The following is a 16482-nucleotide window of genomic DNA, read 5'->3' as shown; positions in this document are numbered from 1 at the left end:
GCCCAGCTCAAGTCATGGCGAATCCTGCGGAAGCTGCGCTGCTGCCCCCACCGCGCCGGCCGCCTCGCCAAAGCCATCCACACCCTGCAACTCCGCGAGACCGCATCACACTGAAAAAGGCTCAGTGACGATGCCTCGATCGAGCCCGATCGACCCGTGTGATCGACGGAGGATGCTCACGCACTGTAACTGAAACGAAGGTGTTTCTGCTGAACACAGTTGGAGCGGGGCAAGATCCGTGCCCCAGATCTGCCCCAGGAGCCACCCCGGACTTGCACAAAGCGCCGTGATCAGGCTCGCGACCTGCAGAAAAGACTCCCTGACAACATGTGACCTCTTCCGCAAGTCCGAACAAGCAAAAGAGGTCACTATCCGACAGATAGTGACCTCTCACCTGGGGAAACGTGGGCGATACTGGGTTCGAACCAGTGACCTCTTCGGTGTGAAGCAGATCAGGCAAGTCGATCTAGGTCCATCCAAGTCGAATGGGGAGCCCCTGACCTGCAGAAACACCCTAGGTAAGTCGCGGTAGGTCGGTAGGAGCCTGAAGGCGTTGGCTCCCGAAACTGGCTCCCCAGGTCAGGCGAAATAGGCCCAGCTGCAACGGCGGCGGCCTGGTCACGGGAGCACGAAGGTCGCTGAGGGCTGGCTCATAGTGTTCCAGGCACCGTCCCACTGAGATGAACTGTGTCCCCATACCATTCTCAAGCCGGCATCGCCGCTGGCGCGACCAGGGCGGGCGAAGCTACGGGGCGGCGATCTGCCAAGAGGCTCCGCAGTGCACCGCCAACCTCAGCACCCGCTCCTCGGGGGGCAGCAGAAACACCGCTCCGATCGTGGCGCCGACCTCCATCCTCAATTCGACCAAGGCCGTCTCGAGTCGCATCATGCCGGCGTCGGGAGCGGCGCTCGCCGAGGAGCATCGCGATCCCATAACCTTCCCCCCACTGCCGCCGGACTGCGAACACTGATCGTTCGCATGGCGACTTCCCTCGATGGCCTGCAGGCGTCCCCGCCCTGCCCGGACATACTCCCTGGCCACCGGCAAGGCGGTCGAACGGCGAGGAGGCCCCGCTCCCAGCGTCCCGTCGACCCGATCCGTCGGCACGGCTGGGTCCAGTCCAAGCTCGACCACCTGATGTACGAGTCCGGGATGCTGCCGGGCGCGCGCTTCGACCGGCCAGCCGACGACCCGGGCTGGTTCTCCCGACAGCGCGATGTGGTACGTCCACGCGCGCATTTCTCCGCGATCGCAGGCGGTTTCGTCGGGCTGATGTGCGAGGGGGTCAAACCCGTCGTGGTGTACGGCGATCTCGACCACAGTGACTTCTTCAACGACCGAAGGGCCGCGGCGGCCGCTCGGCCTCGTTCTACTGGGCGACCGTCTTCGGCCCCACCGAGGTCGCCGAGAAGATCTGCCAGAACGTGCACCGGTACCACGAGACGGTCCAGGGCACGATGCCGGACGGCACGTCGTACGCCGCCACCAGCGCGGAGAACCTCCGCTGGGCGCACGCCGGACTTACCTGGGGCTACATCCGCGGCCACCAGCCGGACCACCCAAGCCGCTGCCGTCGGAGAAACTCGACGAGGTGGCCGACGGCATGGCCCGCATCCACGAGGCGATCGGTGCCACCGACCTGCCTCGGACGATGGCCGAGATCGGGGAGTACTCCCGCCAGATGCGGCCGCGGATGTGCCTCAACGAGGACGGCGCGTGGGCGCTCGACTTCGCGTCCGAGTTCGCCAAGCCCGACCGCGCGCCAGGGTGAGCCATTGCGCGACGGTGATGGTGGTGTCCAGGTCCTCTCCGAGTACATCTAGACCGGTTCTCTTGAGGATGTTGGAGACTCGCCGGGAGGGACGCAGCAGCAGAATGCACGAGGCGGGCATCCGCCATAGCGCGGGCATGTCGCTGGCGGAGACAATCGAACCGGTTCGGCCAAAGGTTACGATTCCGCGAGAGGACGTGTCAATGCCCGATCTCGCACGTATTGAGGGCACTGAGGCATTGCGGCCGCCCTCGATCTTCACGATCGGATCGGCACGGTGCGTGCCGCTGGCGCTCCGATCCGGTCATCAGAGGCGGCTCCTGTCCGCATGGCGGGTGGGGTGAGCAGCGAGAACGAATCGATTCGCTGCTGACTTCACTCAGCCCCTTGGCAGCGATCGACGAGCCTGAGAGCTCCATCTGGGCAGCTCACAGGTCGATTCATGGTCGGACCTGTTGACGTCGATGAAACATCTGCCTAGGGTTCAGCAGACCTGACGCGAACCGGTTCGACGATTCCCGGGCCGTTTCCCCAGTACCCGGGGAAAGGACGACGATGACCACCCCTCCCACCCCCCGCAGAGTCCTCGCTCTGGGCGCGGGCCTCGCCCTCCTGGCCGTGACGGGCCTGGCCGCGTGCTCGTCCTCCGACAAGGGCGGGACCGCCGCCGACGGCCAGTACACGCTATGGGACCCCTACCCGCAGTTCGATGGTTCCTCGGCCTGGGCGAAGCTGATCGGCACGTGCGCCGCCGGCGCGGGCATCACGATCAAGCGCACCGCCTACGACACCACCGACCTGACGAACAAGGCGCTCCTGGCGGCCCAGCAGGGCAACGCGCCCGACGTCCTGATCGTCGACAACCCGGTCGTCTCGACGCTGGCCGACGCGGGCGTTCTCACCACGACTCAGGAGACCGGCGTCGACGTCTCCCGGATCGCGCCGAACCTGATCGCGGCGGGCCAGTCCGGAGGCAAGACCTTCGGTATCCCGATCGGCGCCAACACCCTCGCGCTCTTCTACAACAAGAAGGTCCTGGACGCCGCAGGCGTCGACCCGGCCTCGGTGAAGGACTGGGCATCGCTCAACGCGGCCCTGGACAAGGTCAAGGCCAAGGGCAAGAAGGGCATCACCTTCTCGGCGATAGGCACCGAAGAGGGCAGCTTCCAGTTCCTGCCCTGGTTCTGGGGTGCGCAGGGGCGGCTCACCCAGCTCGACGGCTAGGGCGGCGTCGACGCGCTGTCGCTGTGGGACGACTGGGTGAAGAAGGGACTGGCGCCCAAGTCGGTCCTCACCAACACGCAGACGACCAGTTGGCAGGAGTTCGCCGCGGGCGGTTATGCCTTCGCCGAGAACGGCACCTGGCAGCTGGAGAACGCCAAGAAGGCCGGGTTCGGCTACGGCATCATCCCGATCCCGGCCAAGGCCGGCGGCACGGCTCCCGCGCCGACGGGCGGCGAGTTCGTCACCGTGCCCGTGCAGAAAAAGGGCGCCCGCTACGACGCGTCCAAGAAGATCGTCAACTGCCTTACCAGCGGGGACAACTCCCTCACCGCCGACACGACGCTGTCCTACATCGCTCCGTCCGCCGATGTCCAGCAGAAGCAGGTCGCGGCCAAGCCGGAACTGAAGGTGTGGGTCGACGCCGTCGGTGCGGCCAAGGGCCGGACCAGCGATGACCTCGGGACCAAGTACCCGAAGATCTCCCAGCAGATGTGGACGGCGGTCCAGGCCGCCCTGTCCGGCTCCTCGTCGCCGGCTTCGGCGATGAAGACCGCTCAGTCGTCGGTGAAGTAGCGCCGGCCGCACCGTCTGGAGGAAGACACCTCGGCATGGACACCGCTCGCATCGCCGGCCGCCGGGAGGCGGAAACCACCATGTCAGCCTCACCGCGGAAGCCGGCCCTCGCCCCGCGAGGCGGGAAGAGGGGGCGCAGGCGCTCACCCCAGTGGGCAGCCTGGGCCTTCCTCGTCCCCGTGGTCATCTATCTGCTGCTGTTCTACGCCTATCCGCTCTACCGCAACCTCGACCTGAGCCTGCGCGACTACACCGTCCGGTCCTTCGTGTCCGGCGGAGCGCCGTTCACCGGACTGGACAATTACCGTGAGGTCTTCTCCGACAAGACCTTCGCCCCCGCGCTCTGGCACACCGTCGTGTTCACCGGCGCATCGCTGTTCTTCCAGTTCACGATCGGGCTGGCGCTCGCGGTGTTCTTCTCCCGCCATTTCCGGCTGTCGGTGGTGCTCCGCGCCCTGTTCCTCGTGCCGTGGCTGCTCCCGCTGATCGTGTCGGCGTCCACCTGGTCCTGGTTGCTGAACTCCGAGACCGGCGTCGTCAACTACCTGCTCGGCCTGCTCGGGCTCGGGAAGGTCGACTGGCTGACCTCGCCGGAATGGTCGCTGTCGGCGGTGACGATCGCCAATGTCTGGATCGGCATCCCGTTCAATCTGGTCGTGCTCTACAGCGGTCTGCAGACGATCCCGGAAAGCCTGCACGAGGCGGCCGCGCTGGACGGCGCGAACGCCTGGCAGCGCTTCTGGAGGATCAGCTTCCCGCTGCTGCGGCCGGTGTCGGCCATCACCCTGCTGCTCGGTCTCATCTACACCCTCAAGGTGCTGGACATCATCTGGATCATGACCAAGGGCGGGCCGGTCGACTCCTCGACGACGTTCGCGACCTGGTCCTACCGGCTCGGGTTCGGCAGCATGCTGCCCTCCTTCGGGCTCGGCGCCGCGGTCGGCAACCTCCTGGTCCTGGCCGCGCTGGTGTTCGGGTTGATCTACATCCGCACCGAGCGGAAGAAGGTGATCGCATGACGCCGTCCAGAAGCCGGTGGAAGACCGCGATCGCGCTCGTCCTCACCGCGATCATGCTGTTCCCCGTCTACTGGATGGTCAACAGCTCCTTCACCCGCGACAGCGACATGCGGCGCACCCCGCCGAGCTTCTTCCCCACGCACCCGACCTTCGAGGGCTACTCGGCCGTCTTCGACCAGCAGCTGCCCTACCTGGGCACGAGCCTGCTCGTCGGCATGGGCACCGTCCTGCTGACGGTCGCGCTCGCCGCCCCGGCCGGCTACTCGCTGGCCCTCCTGCGGCCCCGCGGCGGCGGCGTGCTGAGCTTCCTACTGCTGGCAGCCCAGATGATCCCGGCGATCATCATGGCGATGGGCTTCTATGCCATCTACCTCAGCCTCGGTTTTCTCAACACCGTGCCCGGGCTGATCGTCGCCGACTCCACGCTCGCGGTCCCGTTCGCCGTCCTGATCTTCACCGCGTTCATGTCCGGCATACCCGGCGAACTGCTCCAGGCCGCGAAGGTGGACGGCGCGGGCTCGGTGCGGATTTTCTGGTCGATCGTGCTGCCGATCAGCCGCACCGCCGCCATCACAGTGTCGCTGTTCGCCTTCCTGTGGTCGTGGTCGGACTTCGTCTTCGCCAGCACGCTCGACAGCGGGGGCGACCACCAGCCCATCACCCTCGGCATCTACCACTACATCGGCAACAACAACCAGCAGTGGAACGCCATCATGGCCGCCGCGGTCGTCGCCTCGATCCCCACCACGCTGATCCTCATCGCCGCCCAGCGCCATATCGCGGCGGGCGCGACCACCGGAGCCGTCAAGGACTGAGCCTCCTCCCCCGCAGCCCGGCCGCTCCGCCCGTTCACCCATGCCCAGAAACTGGAAGCCTTCATGACCAGTGCTCCCCCGACCGCCACATCCGTCAGCCCGACCTTTTCGCTGCGCGAGATCCCCTTCAGCACCCATGGTTCGTGGTTGGCGATCTCCCCGGTGACCGCGCACGCCACCTACGCCGACGACCTGCATCTGATGAGCCATACCGGAGGGATGCACCCGGTGTTCCGGTTGACTCCCGTGCGGGGTGCGAAGCGTGTCCAAGCGACGGTCACCGGTACGCCGGCACTGCTGTCATGGGACTCGGCGGGCGACGAGATCCAGGCCGTCTTCGCCTCCGAGGACGTCGTCCGGGTGCGCGGCAACGGCCGTCTGGGGTTGTGCCTGTCCGTGGCGGAAGCGGAACTGACCCCCTTCACCGGGGGCTACTTCTTCCACGACCCGGTTGCAGCCGCCTACGTGCTGACCTCGTACGAGACCGGCCGTCGCTACCGCGTGACGGTCCTGTCGGGGAGCGTCGAGAGCGAGGGCCTCCAGGCTCTCGGCCACGCGAACCGGCGGCTCGTCATCGGCGCCGACCAGCGGCCGTGGGAGATCGCGATCGAGGAGTACGAGAGCGGCCGGCCGCCCTGCCGTTCGGACGGGACGTTCGACGGGCTCGTCCTAGCCGTGGCGAAGGCGTTCCGCGAGTTCGTGGACGCGGTCGCGCCGTGGCGCACTGGCGAGACGCCCGCGGCGGACCTGGCGGTCTACCTGCTGTGGTCGTCCACGGTCCGCCCGACGGGATTCCTCGGCCGCCCGGGCGTACTGATGTCCAAGCACTGGATGAACAAGGTGTGGAGCTGGGACCACTGCTTCAACGCCCTCGCCCTGGCCCCGGGCGCCCCCGACCTGGCGATCGACCAGTTCCAGCTGCCCTTCGACCACCAGGACCCCAGTGGGGCGCTGCCCGACTCCGTCACGCACTCGGAGATCCTCTACAACTTCGTCAAGCCGCCCATCCACGGCTGGGCGTTCGGGCTGCTCCGCCGAGCCCTCCCCCGAGAGCTGACGCGCGAGGAACTGGACGAGACCTACCGGCGCCTGGCGGCGTGGACCGAGTTCTGGCTGACGACCCGGCGCGCCCCCGGCAGCCCGCTACCGCACTACCAGCACGGCAACGACTCCGGCTGGGACAACGCCACCGCGTTCGACCCCGAACGGCTGGTCGAGTCTGCGGATCTGCCTGCGTTCCTCATCCTCCAGCTCCGCCAAGTGGCCGCCCTCGCCGCCGAGCTCAGCCACGACGCGGACGCCGAACGCTGGCGGACCGCCGCCGACCGGCTCCAGACCGACATGTTCGCGCTCCTGTGGCGCGGCGACCACTTCCACACCCGCGGCGTCGTCTCCGGCCAGGACTGGCACACCGACGGCCTGCTCGACCTCATGCCGATCGTCCTGGGCGCGGAGCTCCCCAACGAGATCGCCGACGCTCTCGCGACGCGGATCGCCGCCCATCTCACCGAGTTCGGGCTCGCCACCGAACGGCCCGGCTCGCCCCACTACCAGGCCGACGGCTACTGGCGCGGGCCGATCTGGGCTCCCTCCACCATCCTCATCGAGAACGGCCTGCGCCGCGCCGGCCACACCGCGCCGGCCGACGAGATCAGCGCCCGTTTCCGCGCCCTGTGCGAGCGGTCCGGATTCGCCGAGAACTTCGACGCCCTCACCGGCGCCGGCCTGCGCGACCGCGCCTACACCTGGACCGCCAGCGCGTATCTGCTGCTGGCCGCGGCCCACGTCGCCCGAACGGGACCACGCCGCTCCGGCTGACCAGCCCACTCTATGTCGAATCGGTTCGAAGGCCTCCCCACGGCGACGCATCCCCGGGAATTGACGGTGTGCGACGTCAACCCTTAGCTTCTAATCGAACCGATTCGCCACAGGGATCCGTGGCCGATGCGCAGGTCGGCCGGGCCGGCCCGCAAACCCCAGCCTCGCTCCGCCGGAGGACCTCTTGAGCCGATCTGACGCCTCGCCAGTGAACATCGGCGAGATCGCACGCCGTGCGGGGGTGTCCCGCAGCACGGTCTCCTATGCGCTGTCGGGCAAGCGGCCGGTGTCGGAGAAGACCCGCCGGCGGATCCAGCGCGTGATCAACGAGATGGGGTACCAGCCGAACGCCAGCGCACGCGCCCTGGCACGCGGCGAAACCCGCGCCCTGGGCATGGTCTTTCCGCCTGCGAGCAGCCATTACACCGACATGCAGCTGGCCTTCATCGGCGGTGTGGTCGAAGCGGCCGGCGCCCATGACTACGACGTCCTCATGTCCCCCCGGGGCGCGGACGTGGACGCGTCGTTCCAGCGTCTGGTCGGCGAGCGGCGGGTCGACGGAGTCATCCTGATGGAGATACGGCTCCAGGACCCCCGCGTCGAGCGGCTGCGCGACACCGGCTTCCCCTTCGTGACCATCGGCCGGACCGGTAACCCCGAGGGCACCGCCTGGGTGGATCTGGACTACCTGAACCTCGTGCGACGCTGCGTCCGGCACCTGTCGGACCTCGGCCACCACCACCTGGCCTTCGTGAACCGCTCGGAGAAGCTCCTGCGGTCGGGCTACGAGTCGGCTCGCCGAGGCCTCGACGGCTTCGAGGTCGCCCTCCAGGAGACCGGTCTCACCGGTACCGCGTACACCTGCGACGACGACGCCGCAGCCGGCGAGCGTTGCGTCCAGCAGATCCTGTCCAGCCAACCCGAGGTCACAGGCATCGTCACCATCAACGAGGCATCGCTCGGCGGCCTCTACCGCGGCCTGGCCGACGCGGGCAGGAAGATACCGCGGGACATGTCGGTGACCGGCATCTCCGCCGAACGCTGGGCCGAGGCCGTCACCCCCGCGCTCACCGCCGCCGCCCAACCCGCACTCGAGATGGGGCGCATCGCGATCGACCTCCTGCTGGAGCGGATGAGGACGCCCGAGAAGCCGGCCCGGCACCAGCTCCTCACCCCCAGAATCGTCTTGCGCGCGAGCACCGGGCCCCCGCCCGTCCTCGGTGAATGACCACCGCCCATGGGCCACCGCCGCGAAAGGTGCGGCATGACCAGCCCGAACGGTCAGTCCTCCACAACGGACACCAGGCCGGCGCGTGACCGGTGCCGGCACGAGGAGCGGCGCCGGGCGGCCGCCCCCCGGCACACGGTCGGCGTCGACACCCGAACAACTCGCACAACGCCAAGGAGCCGATGACCCTCTTCGAGCTGCAGACCTGGCTCGGGCACCGGTCAGCCGACACCACCCAGTACTACGCAAAGATCACCCGAACACACTGTCCAAAGGCCTACCTCGACGCCGGCCACTCCGAAGGCGGCGTCCGCACCATCGGGGTCCTCGTCGACCGGGCCGCCGTCGAGAGTGGCGCCGTATCTCTCTTCGAGTTACAAGCTCGACTCACTCGACTCACCTGCGTCAGCCGCCCAGGAATTGGCTTCGGTCATGATGGCACGGGCCAGGGCGGAGGTCTGGATCGCGATCTCGCGGGGGGTCGTGGGGCGGTCGTTGTCCAGCCACCAGGTGATGGACTGGACGAACATCGCGCCGAGCACGTTGGGGACCAGGCCGCGGGCGGTCTCGGGGAGCTGGAGGTGGCGGATGCCGATCTCGGCCATCGAAATGCGCATCCGCTCGGCGAACCAGGGGCTCCCCCGGCGGCCCAGCAGCGCGCCGTACATGCGGTGGTAGGCGTCGATGTGCTCCAGGAACCCGACCCAGCGCTCCAGTGGCGGGCGGGGGTCGGAGGCGGCGACGGTGACCTGCAGGCCGGCGCGGGCTTCGTCGAAGATCTGCTCGACGAGGTGGTACTTGTCGCGGTAGTTGCGGTAGAAGGCGGCGCGGCTGACCATGGCGCGCTCGCAGATCTCGCCGACGGTGGTCTTCTCGAAGCCGCGCTCCTCGATCAGCTCGACCAGGGCGTCGCGTAGCAGCGTGCGGGTGCGGCGGATCCGGACGTTCTCCGCTGGCCGAGACAATTTCTGCTCCTTGTCCAGGTACGTACGGACCAAGTGATCTGTGACTGGTGGCCGGTGTGGACTCCTCGCATCGTAAGAGGCACATTGTCTCGTTCGAAAGGGGATGTCTCGCGATGCGGGCTGTGCAGGTACGCGCGTTCGGAGCGCCGGAGGTCTTGCGGGTCGCCGAGGTCGAGGACCCGGTACCAGAGGCTGGGGAGGTGCTGGTGGCGGTCGGGGCCGCCGGGGTGATCTTCGGGGACGTCGGGCGGGTACGCGCAATTCGCCCGGGTGGCGGCAGCCGGTGCGTACCACCTGCCCAAGGGGCTGCCACTGGACAAGGCGGTGGCCGTCTTCCAGGCCGGCGGGCTGGCGGCCGGGATCCTCAGCGCCCTCCGGGTGGGGCCCGGGGACTGCGTGCTGGTCACCGCAGCGGCCGGGCGGATCGGATCCCTGCTCGTACAACTGGCCAGGCGGCCGGGTCCGGCCGGATCGGCGTCTACGGGTTCGCCAGCGGCGACTCGACGATCGACACCAAGGACATCGGCGGGAAGGGCTCACCCTCGTCGGAGCGCTCGGCATCGTGCGGGCCAAGCCCCAGGCCGAGCAGCGCGCCAACGTCGAGGGCGTACTCAGGGCGGTGAGCCTAGGGGAGCTGACGCCGCGGATCCATCGCAGCCACCCGCTGGAGCGGGCCGCCGACGCCCATGCCGACCTGGAAGCGCGCCGCAACATCGGCACGATCCTCCTGCACCCCTGACCTGCACGCCGAGCCTTTGGAGTTCGTACGTGGCAACGTTTCTCTCCCTGCTGGGGCGGCTCGCCTTCCGGCGACGCTGGATCGTCCTGGTGGCCTGGGCGATGGTCCTGATGGCCTTCGTGTTCGCGGCGGCGTCGTCGGCCAAGCCCGCCAACAGCCCGCTGACCGTACCCGGCACCGAGTCGCAGCACGCATTCGACATCGTCGCCCAGCGCTTCCCCGGATCGGCGGCGGACGGGGCGACCGCCCGGATGGTGTTCCGAGCCCCGGCCGGACGCGACCTCGATCTGGGCGCCGTGCGGCGGGTCGTGGCCGAGCTGCGGTCCGGGTCGGCGCAGGTCGCCGCGGTGACCGATCCGGTGCCGAACCGGTCAGGGACGATCGCCTACACCCAGGTCTCGTACAAGACCACCGCGACCGAACTGACCACCGCGACGCTGGACGCGCTCAAGAAGGCGGCCCGAGACGGCCGCGCCGCCGGAATGGTCGTCGAAACCGGCGGGGACGCGCTCACCGCCGCGCCCAAGGTCGGCTCCGTCGAGGTGGTCGGCCTCCTGGTCACCGCACTGGTGCTGATCCTCACCTTCGGGTCCCTGGTCGCGGCCGGACTGCCACTGGTCACCGCGCTGATCGGCGTGGCCATCGGGGTCACCGGCATCACCGCGCTGAGCGGCCCGCTGCATCTGTCCAGTACGACGTCGATCCTGGCGCTGATGATCGGGCTGGCGGTGGGCATCGACTATGCCTTGTTCATCGTCTCCCGCTATCGGAGCGAACTGGCCGACGGCCATGAGCGCGAGGCGGCGATCGGCCGGGCGCTGGGCACCGCCGGGTCTGCGGTGGTGTTCGCCGGGCTGACGGTCGTCATCGCGCTCGCCGGTCTCGCGGTGGTGGACATCCCCAACCTCACCAAGATGGGGATGGCCGCCGCAGCGACGGTCGTCGTCGCGGTGCTCATCGCGCTGACCCTGACCCCGGCGCTGTTCGGTTTCGCGGGCCGGATGGTGCTGTCCCGCAGGACCCGCAAAGGGCGGGCCGGGACGGTCGCGACCGGACTGGGCACACGCTGGGCGCGGTTCGTGCTGGCCCGGCCGGCGGCGGTGCTGATCGTGGCGGTGCTCGGGCTCGGGGTGCTGGCGCTGCCGGTGACCGGGCTGCGGATGGCCCTGCCGGACGACGGGCATCTCGGCAAGGACACGACCCAGCGCAGGGCGTACGACATGCTGACCGACGGCTTCGGGCCCGGCCTCAACGGGCCGCTGCTGGTCGTCGTCGACGGTGGCGCGGATACCAGGGCGGCGGCGGCCAGGGCCAGCGCGACGATCGCGAAACTGCCGGACGTGGTGTCGGTGGGCCCGGCCCGGTTCGACACGGCGGGCGATGCCGCGACGCTGGCGGTCGTGCCGAAGTCCGGGCCGAACGACGCCGCCACGCATGATCTGGTCTCAGCGATCCGGGCCGGCCGGACCGTGGACGGGGCGCGGGTGCTGGTGACGGGGCGGACCGCGCTGAACATCGACATCTCGCAGCGGCTCAGCGACGCCGTACTGCCGTATCTGGCCCTGGTGGCAGGGCTGGCCTTCCTGTTGCTGCTGGTGGTCTTCCGGTCCGTGCTCGTACCGCTCAAGGCGGCGCTGGGCTTCCTGCTGTCGGTACTGGCCGCGCTCGGCGCCATCGTCGCGGTGTTCCAATGGGGCTGGCTGGCCGGGGCGTTCGGGGTCGAGCAGACCAGCCCGATCATGAGCACGATGCCGATCTTCCTGATCGGGGTCGTGTTCGGACTGGCGATGGACTACGAGGTGTTCCTGGTCAGCCGCATGCGCGAGGCCCACGCCGGCGGCGCGGATCCGCGGGCGGCCGTCACCGCCGGGTTCACCCACAACGCCCGGGTCGTCACCGCGGGGGCACTCATCATGATCAGCGTCTTCGCCGGGTTCGTCGGCTCCACCGAAGCGATGATCAAGATGCTCGGCTTCGGTCTCGGCGTCGCGGTACTGCTGGACGCCTTCGTGGTCCGGATGACCATCGTCCCGGCCGCGCTCGCGCTCCTCGGCCGGGCCGCCTGGTGGCTGCCCGGGCCGCTGGACCGGATCCTGCCCACGGTGAGCGCCGAGAGCCCGGCGGATCCGGAACCGTCACGCGGCTCCGTGATCGAGCCGGTGGCGTAGCGGCGGCAGGGACAATCGAGCGGTGGTTGGAGAGAGAGTGCGACTTGCGGCGGCAAGGCAGAAGCGCCAACCACCGCTCGAAAGTCACTGGCTGGCGCCACCAACGAACCCGCATCCGCCGACCACCCCGGCACGCACACCCGCAGCCCTGCACTTGCCGAAAACTACGTCCACGCAGGTCAAGCAGCATGCTTGTACTCGTTCAGGACAGTTCGCGGCGGCAGTCCAGAAGACGGCAGAACTCAAGACCAGCTCACTGGTCAGGGGGTAACCGATAGATCTTTGATCTATCGGTTCGGGTAGGACCGGCTACGACATCGACGGCGCGCACATCCTGCCCGCGGCGCCCTGCGCGCCGACCCGTGAGACGCCACCGGCGGGTAGTCAGACGCGAACGAAGTCGTAGGTGAGCGTGTTCGCCTTGGCGTCGTGGCCGATCGCCGCCCAGTCGTCTCCGAGCCCTTGCAACCAACCAGTGAAGCGGCCGAGGCGACGGCCCGTGACGCGTCGTAGACGAGGACGAACGGGTGGTCGTCCTCGGCTCCGCTGACGGCGATGCGCCGCCGGGTGACGGCGGTCTGCCAACTGGCGGACGTCCCCGGCAGGCCGCCTTCCACCGTTGCCACTGGCGTCGAGGCCGCCGAAAACCTCGTCCAGCGCGTACGCGACTCGCGATAGCGGTGGACGCAGCCCATGGGCGGCGGAGAAGGTGAGGTGGGCTCCGTCCGGGTCCCTGCCGCCCCGCCTGCCCATCACCCGTCCGCGCGGGAGCCCCGGCGGTGCACACTGACGGCGTAGCCGCCGCCGCGGTAGTCGTCGCCGTCCCAGGTGGCGAAGCGCTGGTGGAAGCTCAGCCCGGCGGCTGCACACCAGGCGTCGTAGCTCGCCAGATCCACGGTCGGCGGCACCGGAAGGTGAGCGGCGTCCAGGCCGAACCCCGCGACGAGAAGTCCACCCGGACGCAGGGTCTCGGCCAGCGCCCGGATCGCCGCGGGCTCGGTGCCTTGAGCCAGCAGGGGGATGACGTTGCCCGCGGCCACGACGAGATCGAAGGGATCGGCGTCCGGCGGCTCGAAGGTGGCCAGATCGGCCCTGATCCAGGTCATCTCGGGGGCCATCCGGCGAGCCTCGGCCAGCATGGAGGCGTCCAGGTCCACTCCGACGCAGGAATAGCCGAGTTCGGCGAGCCGGATCGCGACCCGTCCGGTCCCGGTGCCGGCGTCCAGCACTCGCGAACCGGGCGGGACCAGCGACGCGCACAGCCGCGCCTCGCCGTGCACGTCCGCCCCGGCGGCGGCGAGGTCGGCGAACCGGGCGGCGTAGGCCGCCCCGGAACTCTCACCGGCCAGATCGGACCAGCGGCTCATCGACGCCTCCTTCGCAGTAGCCGGGTAAGCCACGGTATCCGAGCACATCCGAGGCTTCCGATCCACTGCAACGCCCCCGGAACGCCGGTTCCGGCAGGCGGTCGGCGGGCGTTTGCGCAGCGCAATGCCGCTGGACGTTTCCGCCGGCGCTTCTGAGAAAGATCTCTGCGTGTTTCGTCGCCCCCGTCGAGGGAGGACGGTCGGTGCCACGCCGGCGCACGGCCCTCGAACTCGGCGGCGGTGACACGGCGCGAGGAGGACTGAATGGGCATGCGGGACGTCTGGGGCCGGATGGGCAGGCGCCGCCGGCTGCGCCGGGTGGCCAGGGAGGTCTTCGGCTGGCCGGACCTGCGCCCGGGCCAGGGCGAGGCGATGGAGCACCTGCTGCGAGGCCGCGACGTCCTGCTGGTCATGCCGACCGGCGGCGGCAAGTCGGCCGTCTACCAGGTCCCCGCCCAACTGCTTCCCGGGCCGACCGTGGTGATCTCGCCCCTGATCGCCTTGCAGCGGGACCAGATGCTCGCGCTCACCGGCCGCGACGCCGGCGGAGCCGTGATGGTCAACTCCGCCCAGTCCGAGGGGGCGAGCGAGGACGCCATGGACCAGATCCGGGCGGGCCGAGCCGAGTACATCTTCCTCTCACCCGAGCAGCTGGCCAAGCCGTCGGTCGTGGAGCGGCTCGCCACCGTGCGCCCCTCTCTGATAGCCGTCGACGAGGCGCACTGCGTCTCCACGTGGGGCCACGACTTCCGGCCGGACTACCAGCGGCTCGGCCGGGTGATCGAGCGCCTCGGCCACCCCCCGGTCATCGCCCTGACCGCGACCGCCTCGCCACCGGTACGCGACGACATCCTCGCGACGCTCGGGCTGGCGGAGGCCCAGCAGATCGTCCGCGGTTTCGACCGGCCGAACCTGTCCCTGAAGGTACGGCGGTTTCACGAGGAGACGGACAAGAGAAAGGCGCTGATCGAGGACGCCGGCGGGCGGAAGGGACTGGGCCTCGTCTACGTCGCCACCCGGCGGGACGCCGAGTCATACGGCGAGGAACTGACCGCGGCGGGCCTGCGTGCGGCTTCCTATCACGCCGGGATGAAGGCGGCGGACCGCAAGCGGGTGCACGAGGCGTTCCAGAATGACGAGCTCGATGTCGTGGTGGCCACCTCGGCGTTCGGCATGGGAATCGACAAGCCGGACGTCCGCTATGTCCTCCACACCGCTCCACCCGAATCCCCGGAGTCGTACTACCAGGAGATCGGCCGCGCCGGACGTGACGGCGAACCCGCGGCCGCCGTCCTCTACTACCGCTCACAAGACCTTGGCCTACGCCGCTTCTTCGCCGCAGGTAAGCCCGACGAAGAGAAACTACTTCAGACCGCGACGCTCCTGCAGACCCACGGTGGCACCGTTCCGGCAACCGAGATGCGTACCACGCTGGGCGTCGGCGCATCCAAGCTGACCGGCCTGGTGAACCTCCTGGAACAGGCCGGAGCCGTGGAAACGACCGGCCGCGGACACCTGCGATACGTCCAGGAGGGACCACCGCCCGAAGAGGCCGTGGCACGCGCCACCGAACTCGACGAGAAACACCGCCGCGTCGACGAATCACGCATCGACATGATGCGCGCCTACGCGGAGACGACGGATTGCCGTCGCCGTTTCCTTCTGGAATACCTAGGCGAGCCCTACCTGGGCTCATGCGGGCACTGCGACATCTGCCAGGCCGGGGCGACTGCCACGAACCGTCCCAATAGAACGTCCACCCCGCCGGACCGGACTGAAGAGGCCCCGTTCCCCCTGCACGCCGAAGTGCAGCACGCCGCATGGGGGACCGGAACGGTGATGCGGGTGGAACCCGACCGCATCACCGTGCTCTTCGGGGAAGCCGGCTACCGCACGCTGTCCCTGGATGCGATCCAGCGCGACAACGGCCTCCTCACCCTTCGGTCCGACGCACCTCGCCCACCAGCCCGACGCGGACGGGCCCGCCAACGCACCCCCCGAACACGCCGGAACAAGGCCGCCGCAGATAGCAAGGAATCCACCACCGTGCCTTGACCTGGCGTGGGTCTCGCAGGACGGATACCGCCAGTCCTACCCGCTTCGGGTCGGCGGGGGGCAGGAGCCGTCGAACATGTACGCCAAAGCGCAGCTACCAGGCCGGACTACACCTGCGCGGATGCATCATCTGGTTGCGGCAGCCGGGACTGTCTGAAAAAAAGAGCGACAGAGCCTGAAAGTCCGTGGGTGGGGCGATGATCGGCTTTCAGTCAGGGTGATGCGGTCACCGTAGTACAGGGATAGCGCGTTCAGCGCTGCCTTCCACCCGGGCGTTTCACCAGACACGTTGGGCCTGCCTTTCAGGGGTTGGCGGATGACCAGGTAGAGGACCTTGAGGGCGGCTGTTCGGTGGGGAAGTGCCCGCGCCCGCGGGTGGCCTGGCGGAACCGGGCGTTCAGGCTCTCGATCGCGTTGGTGGTGTAGACGACCTTGCGGATCTCGGCCGGGAACACCAGGAACGGCGTGAAGGTCGGCCAGGCGTCCCGCCACAGCCTGATGATCGCCGGATACCGGTCGCCCCATTCGGCTTCGAAGTCGCCGAACCGCAGTTCGGCGGCTGCTTCGGTAGGGGCGGTGTAGATCTGACGCAGATCCTTGGTGAGCCGGCTCCAGTGAGCCTTTTTCAGTGTGATGCGGTCTCGCGGAGTTGCAGGGTGTGGATGGCTTTGGCGAGGCGGCCGGCGCGGTGGGGGCAGCAGCGCAGCTTCCGCAGGATTCGCCATGACTTGAGCTGGGC

General features: G+C 68.9%; 11 protein-coding genes and 5 pseudogenes. 11 read left to right on the top strand and 5 right to left on the bottom strand.

What is annotated here, in order from left to right; all coding sequences use genetic code 11:
- Positions 1-114, top strand: a pseudogene (locus tag J4557_RS48280) (IS5/IS1182 family transposase); the annotation flags it as partial.
- A 631-nt stretch (positions 115-745) separates the two neighbouring features.
- On the opposite strand, the gene J4557_RS48275 reads toward J4557_RS48280, so the two are convergent.
- On the bottom strand, positions 746-1321 hold the full coding sequence (locus J4557_RS48275) for a hypothetical protein (RefSeq protein ID WP_208274630.1): 576 nt from the start codon (positions 1319-1321) through the stop codon (positions 746-748).
- A 74-nt stretch (positions 1322-1395) separates the two neighbouring features.
- On the opposite strand from J4557_RS48275, the pseudogene J4557_RS52440 reads away from it, so the two are divergent.
- The 7 genes and pseudogenes from J4557_RS52440 to J4557_RS48240 form a co-directional block, all read left to right on the top strand.
- A pseudogene (locus J4557_RS52440) lies at positions 1396-1491 on the top strand (hypothetical protein); the annotation flags it as partial.
- A 101-nt stretch (positions 1492-1592) separates the two neighbouring features.
- Positions 1593-1772: a hypothetical protein gene (locus tag J4557_RS50605; RefSeq protein WP_243777525.1), complete on the top strand. Its 180-nt coding sequence runs from the start codon at positions 1593-1595 to the stop codon at positions 1770-1772.
- A 555-nt stretch (positions 1773-2327) separates the two neighbouring features.
- Positions 2328-3569: pseudogene (locus tag J4557_RS50600) on the top strand (sugar ABC transporter substrate-binding protein).
- 179 nt (positions 3570-3748) lie between these two features.
- On the top strand, positions 3749-4588 hold the full coding sequence (locus tag J4557_RS48255; protein WP_307800629.1) for a carbohydrate ABC transporter permease: 840 nt from the start codon (positions 3749-3751) through the stop codon (positions 4586-4588).
- Positions 4585-5403, top strand: a complete 819-nt coding sequence (locus J4557_RS48250; RefSeq protein ID WP_208274624.1) for a carbohydrate ABC transporter permease — start codon at positions 4585-4587, stop codon at positions 5401-5403. The genes J4557_RS48255 and J4557_RS48250 overlap by 4 nt, the downstream gene beginning before the upstream one ends.
- A 147-nt stretch (positions 5404-5550) precedes the next feature.
- A complete protein-coding gene (locus J4557_RS48245; protein WP_208274623.1) occupies positions 5551-7221 on the top strand; it encodes an amylo-alpha-1,6-glucosidase in 1671 nt (556 codons plus the stop codon).
- A gap of 208 nt (positions 7222-7429) precedes the next feature.
- Positions 7430-8449, top strand: coding sequence for a LacI family DNA-binding transcriptional regulator (locus tag J4557_RS48240; protein ID WP_208274622.1), 1020 nt, complete (start codon positions 7430-7432; stop codon positions 8447-8449).
- A 374-nt stretch (positions 8450-8823) separates the two neighbouring features.
- Here J4557_RS48240 and J4557_RS50595 read toward each other — a convergent pair whose 3' ends face one another.
- Positions 8824-9414 carry a TetR/AcrR family transcriptional regulator gene (locus tag J4557_RS50595; RefSeq protein ID WP_243777523.1) on the bottom strand — a complete coding sequence of 197 codons (591 nt, stop codon included), beginning with the start codon at positions 9412-9414 and terminating at the stop codon, positions 8824-8826.
- Between the two features lie 103 nt (positions 9415-9517).
- On the opposite strand from J4557_RS50595, the gene J4557_RS52435 reads away from it, so the two are divergent.
- Together J4557_RS52435 and J4557_RS48225 are read left to right on the top strand one after the other, a co-directional pair.
- Positions 9518-10153: a zinc-binding dehydrogenase gene (locus J4557_RS52435; protein WP_243777522.1), complete on the top strand. Its 636-nt coding sequence runs from the start codon at positions 9518-9520 to the stop codon at positions 10151-10153.
- A 29-nt stretch (positions 10154-10182) separates the two neighbouring features.
- The gene (locus tag J4557_RS48225) at positions 10183-12321 is read left to right on the top strand and encodes an MMPL family transporter (protein ID WP_208274620.1); all 2139 of its coding nucleotides are present in this window, start codon (positions 10183-10185) and stop codon (positions 12319-12321) included.
- A gap of 752 nt (positions 12322-13073) precedes the next feature.
- On the opposite strand, the gene J4557_RS48220 is transcribed toward J4557_RS48225, so the two are convergent.
- Positions 13074-13688 (bottom strand): class I SAM-dependent methyltransferase, encoded by a 615-nt coding sequence (locus J4557_RS48220; RefSeq protein ID WP_208274618.1) that lies wholly within the window; start codon positions 13686-13688, stop codon positions 13074-13076.
- Positions 13689-13952: 264 nt separating this feature from the next.
- Between J4557_RS48220 and J4557_RS48215 the strand changes: the two genes are divergently transcribed.
- On the top strand, positions 13953-15743 hold the full coding sequence (locus J4557_RS48215; RefSeq protein ID WP_208274616.1) for a RecQ family ATP-dependent DNA helicase: 1791 nt from the start codon (positions 13953-13955) through the stop codon (positions 15741-15743).
- A 213-nt stretch (positions 15744-15956) separates the two neighbouring features.
- Here J4557_RS48215 and J4557_RS50585 read toward each other — a convergent pair.
- Both J4557_RS50585 and J4557_RS48210 read right to left on the bottom strand, forming a co-directional pair.
- A pseudogene (locus J4557_RS50585) lies at positions 15957-16366 on the bottom strand (transposase); the annotation flags it as partial.
- A 2-nt stretch (positions 16367-16368) separates the two neighbouring features.
- Positions 16369-16482 (bottom strand): annotated as a pseudogene (locus J4557_RS48210) (IS5/IS1182 family transposase); the annotation flags it as partial.

It is taken from the genome of Actinomadura nitritigenes (genome assembly GCF_017573545.1).
Taxonomy (GTDB): Bacteria; Actinomycetota; Actinomycetes; order Streptosporangiales; family Streptosporangiaceae; genus Spirillospora; species Spirillospora nitritigenes.
Note: the sequence above shows the minus strand (reverse complement) of the source record. Positions and strands in the feature narration are given on the sequence as shown.

Coding starts and splice junctions, on each gene's coding strand:
- J4557_RS48250 (WP_208274624.1), top strand. CDS start 4,585: ATGACGCCGTCCAGAAGCCGGTGGAAGACCGCGATCGCGCTCGTCCTC.
- J4557_RS52435 (WP_243777522.1), top strand. CDS start 9,518: ATGTCTCGCGATGCGGGCTGTGCAGGTACGCGCGTTCGGAGCGCCGGA.
- J4557_RS48220 (WP_208274618.1), bottom strand. CDS start 13,688: ATGAGCCGCTGGTCCGATCTGGCCGGTGAGAGTTCCGGGGCGGCCTAC.
- J4557_RS48215 (WP_208274616.1), top strand. CDS start 13,953: ATGGGCATGCGGGACGTCTGGGGCCGGATGGGCAGGCGCCGCCGGCTG.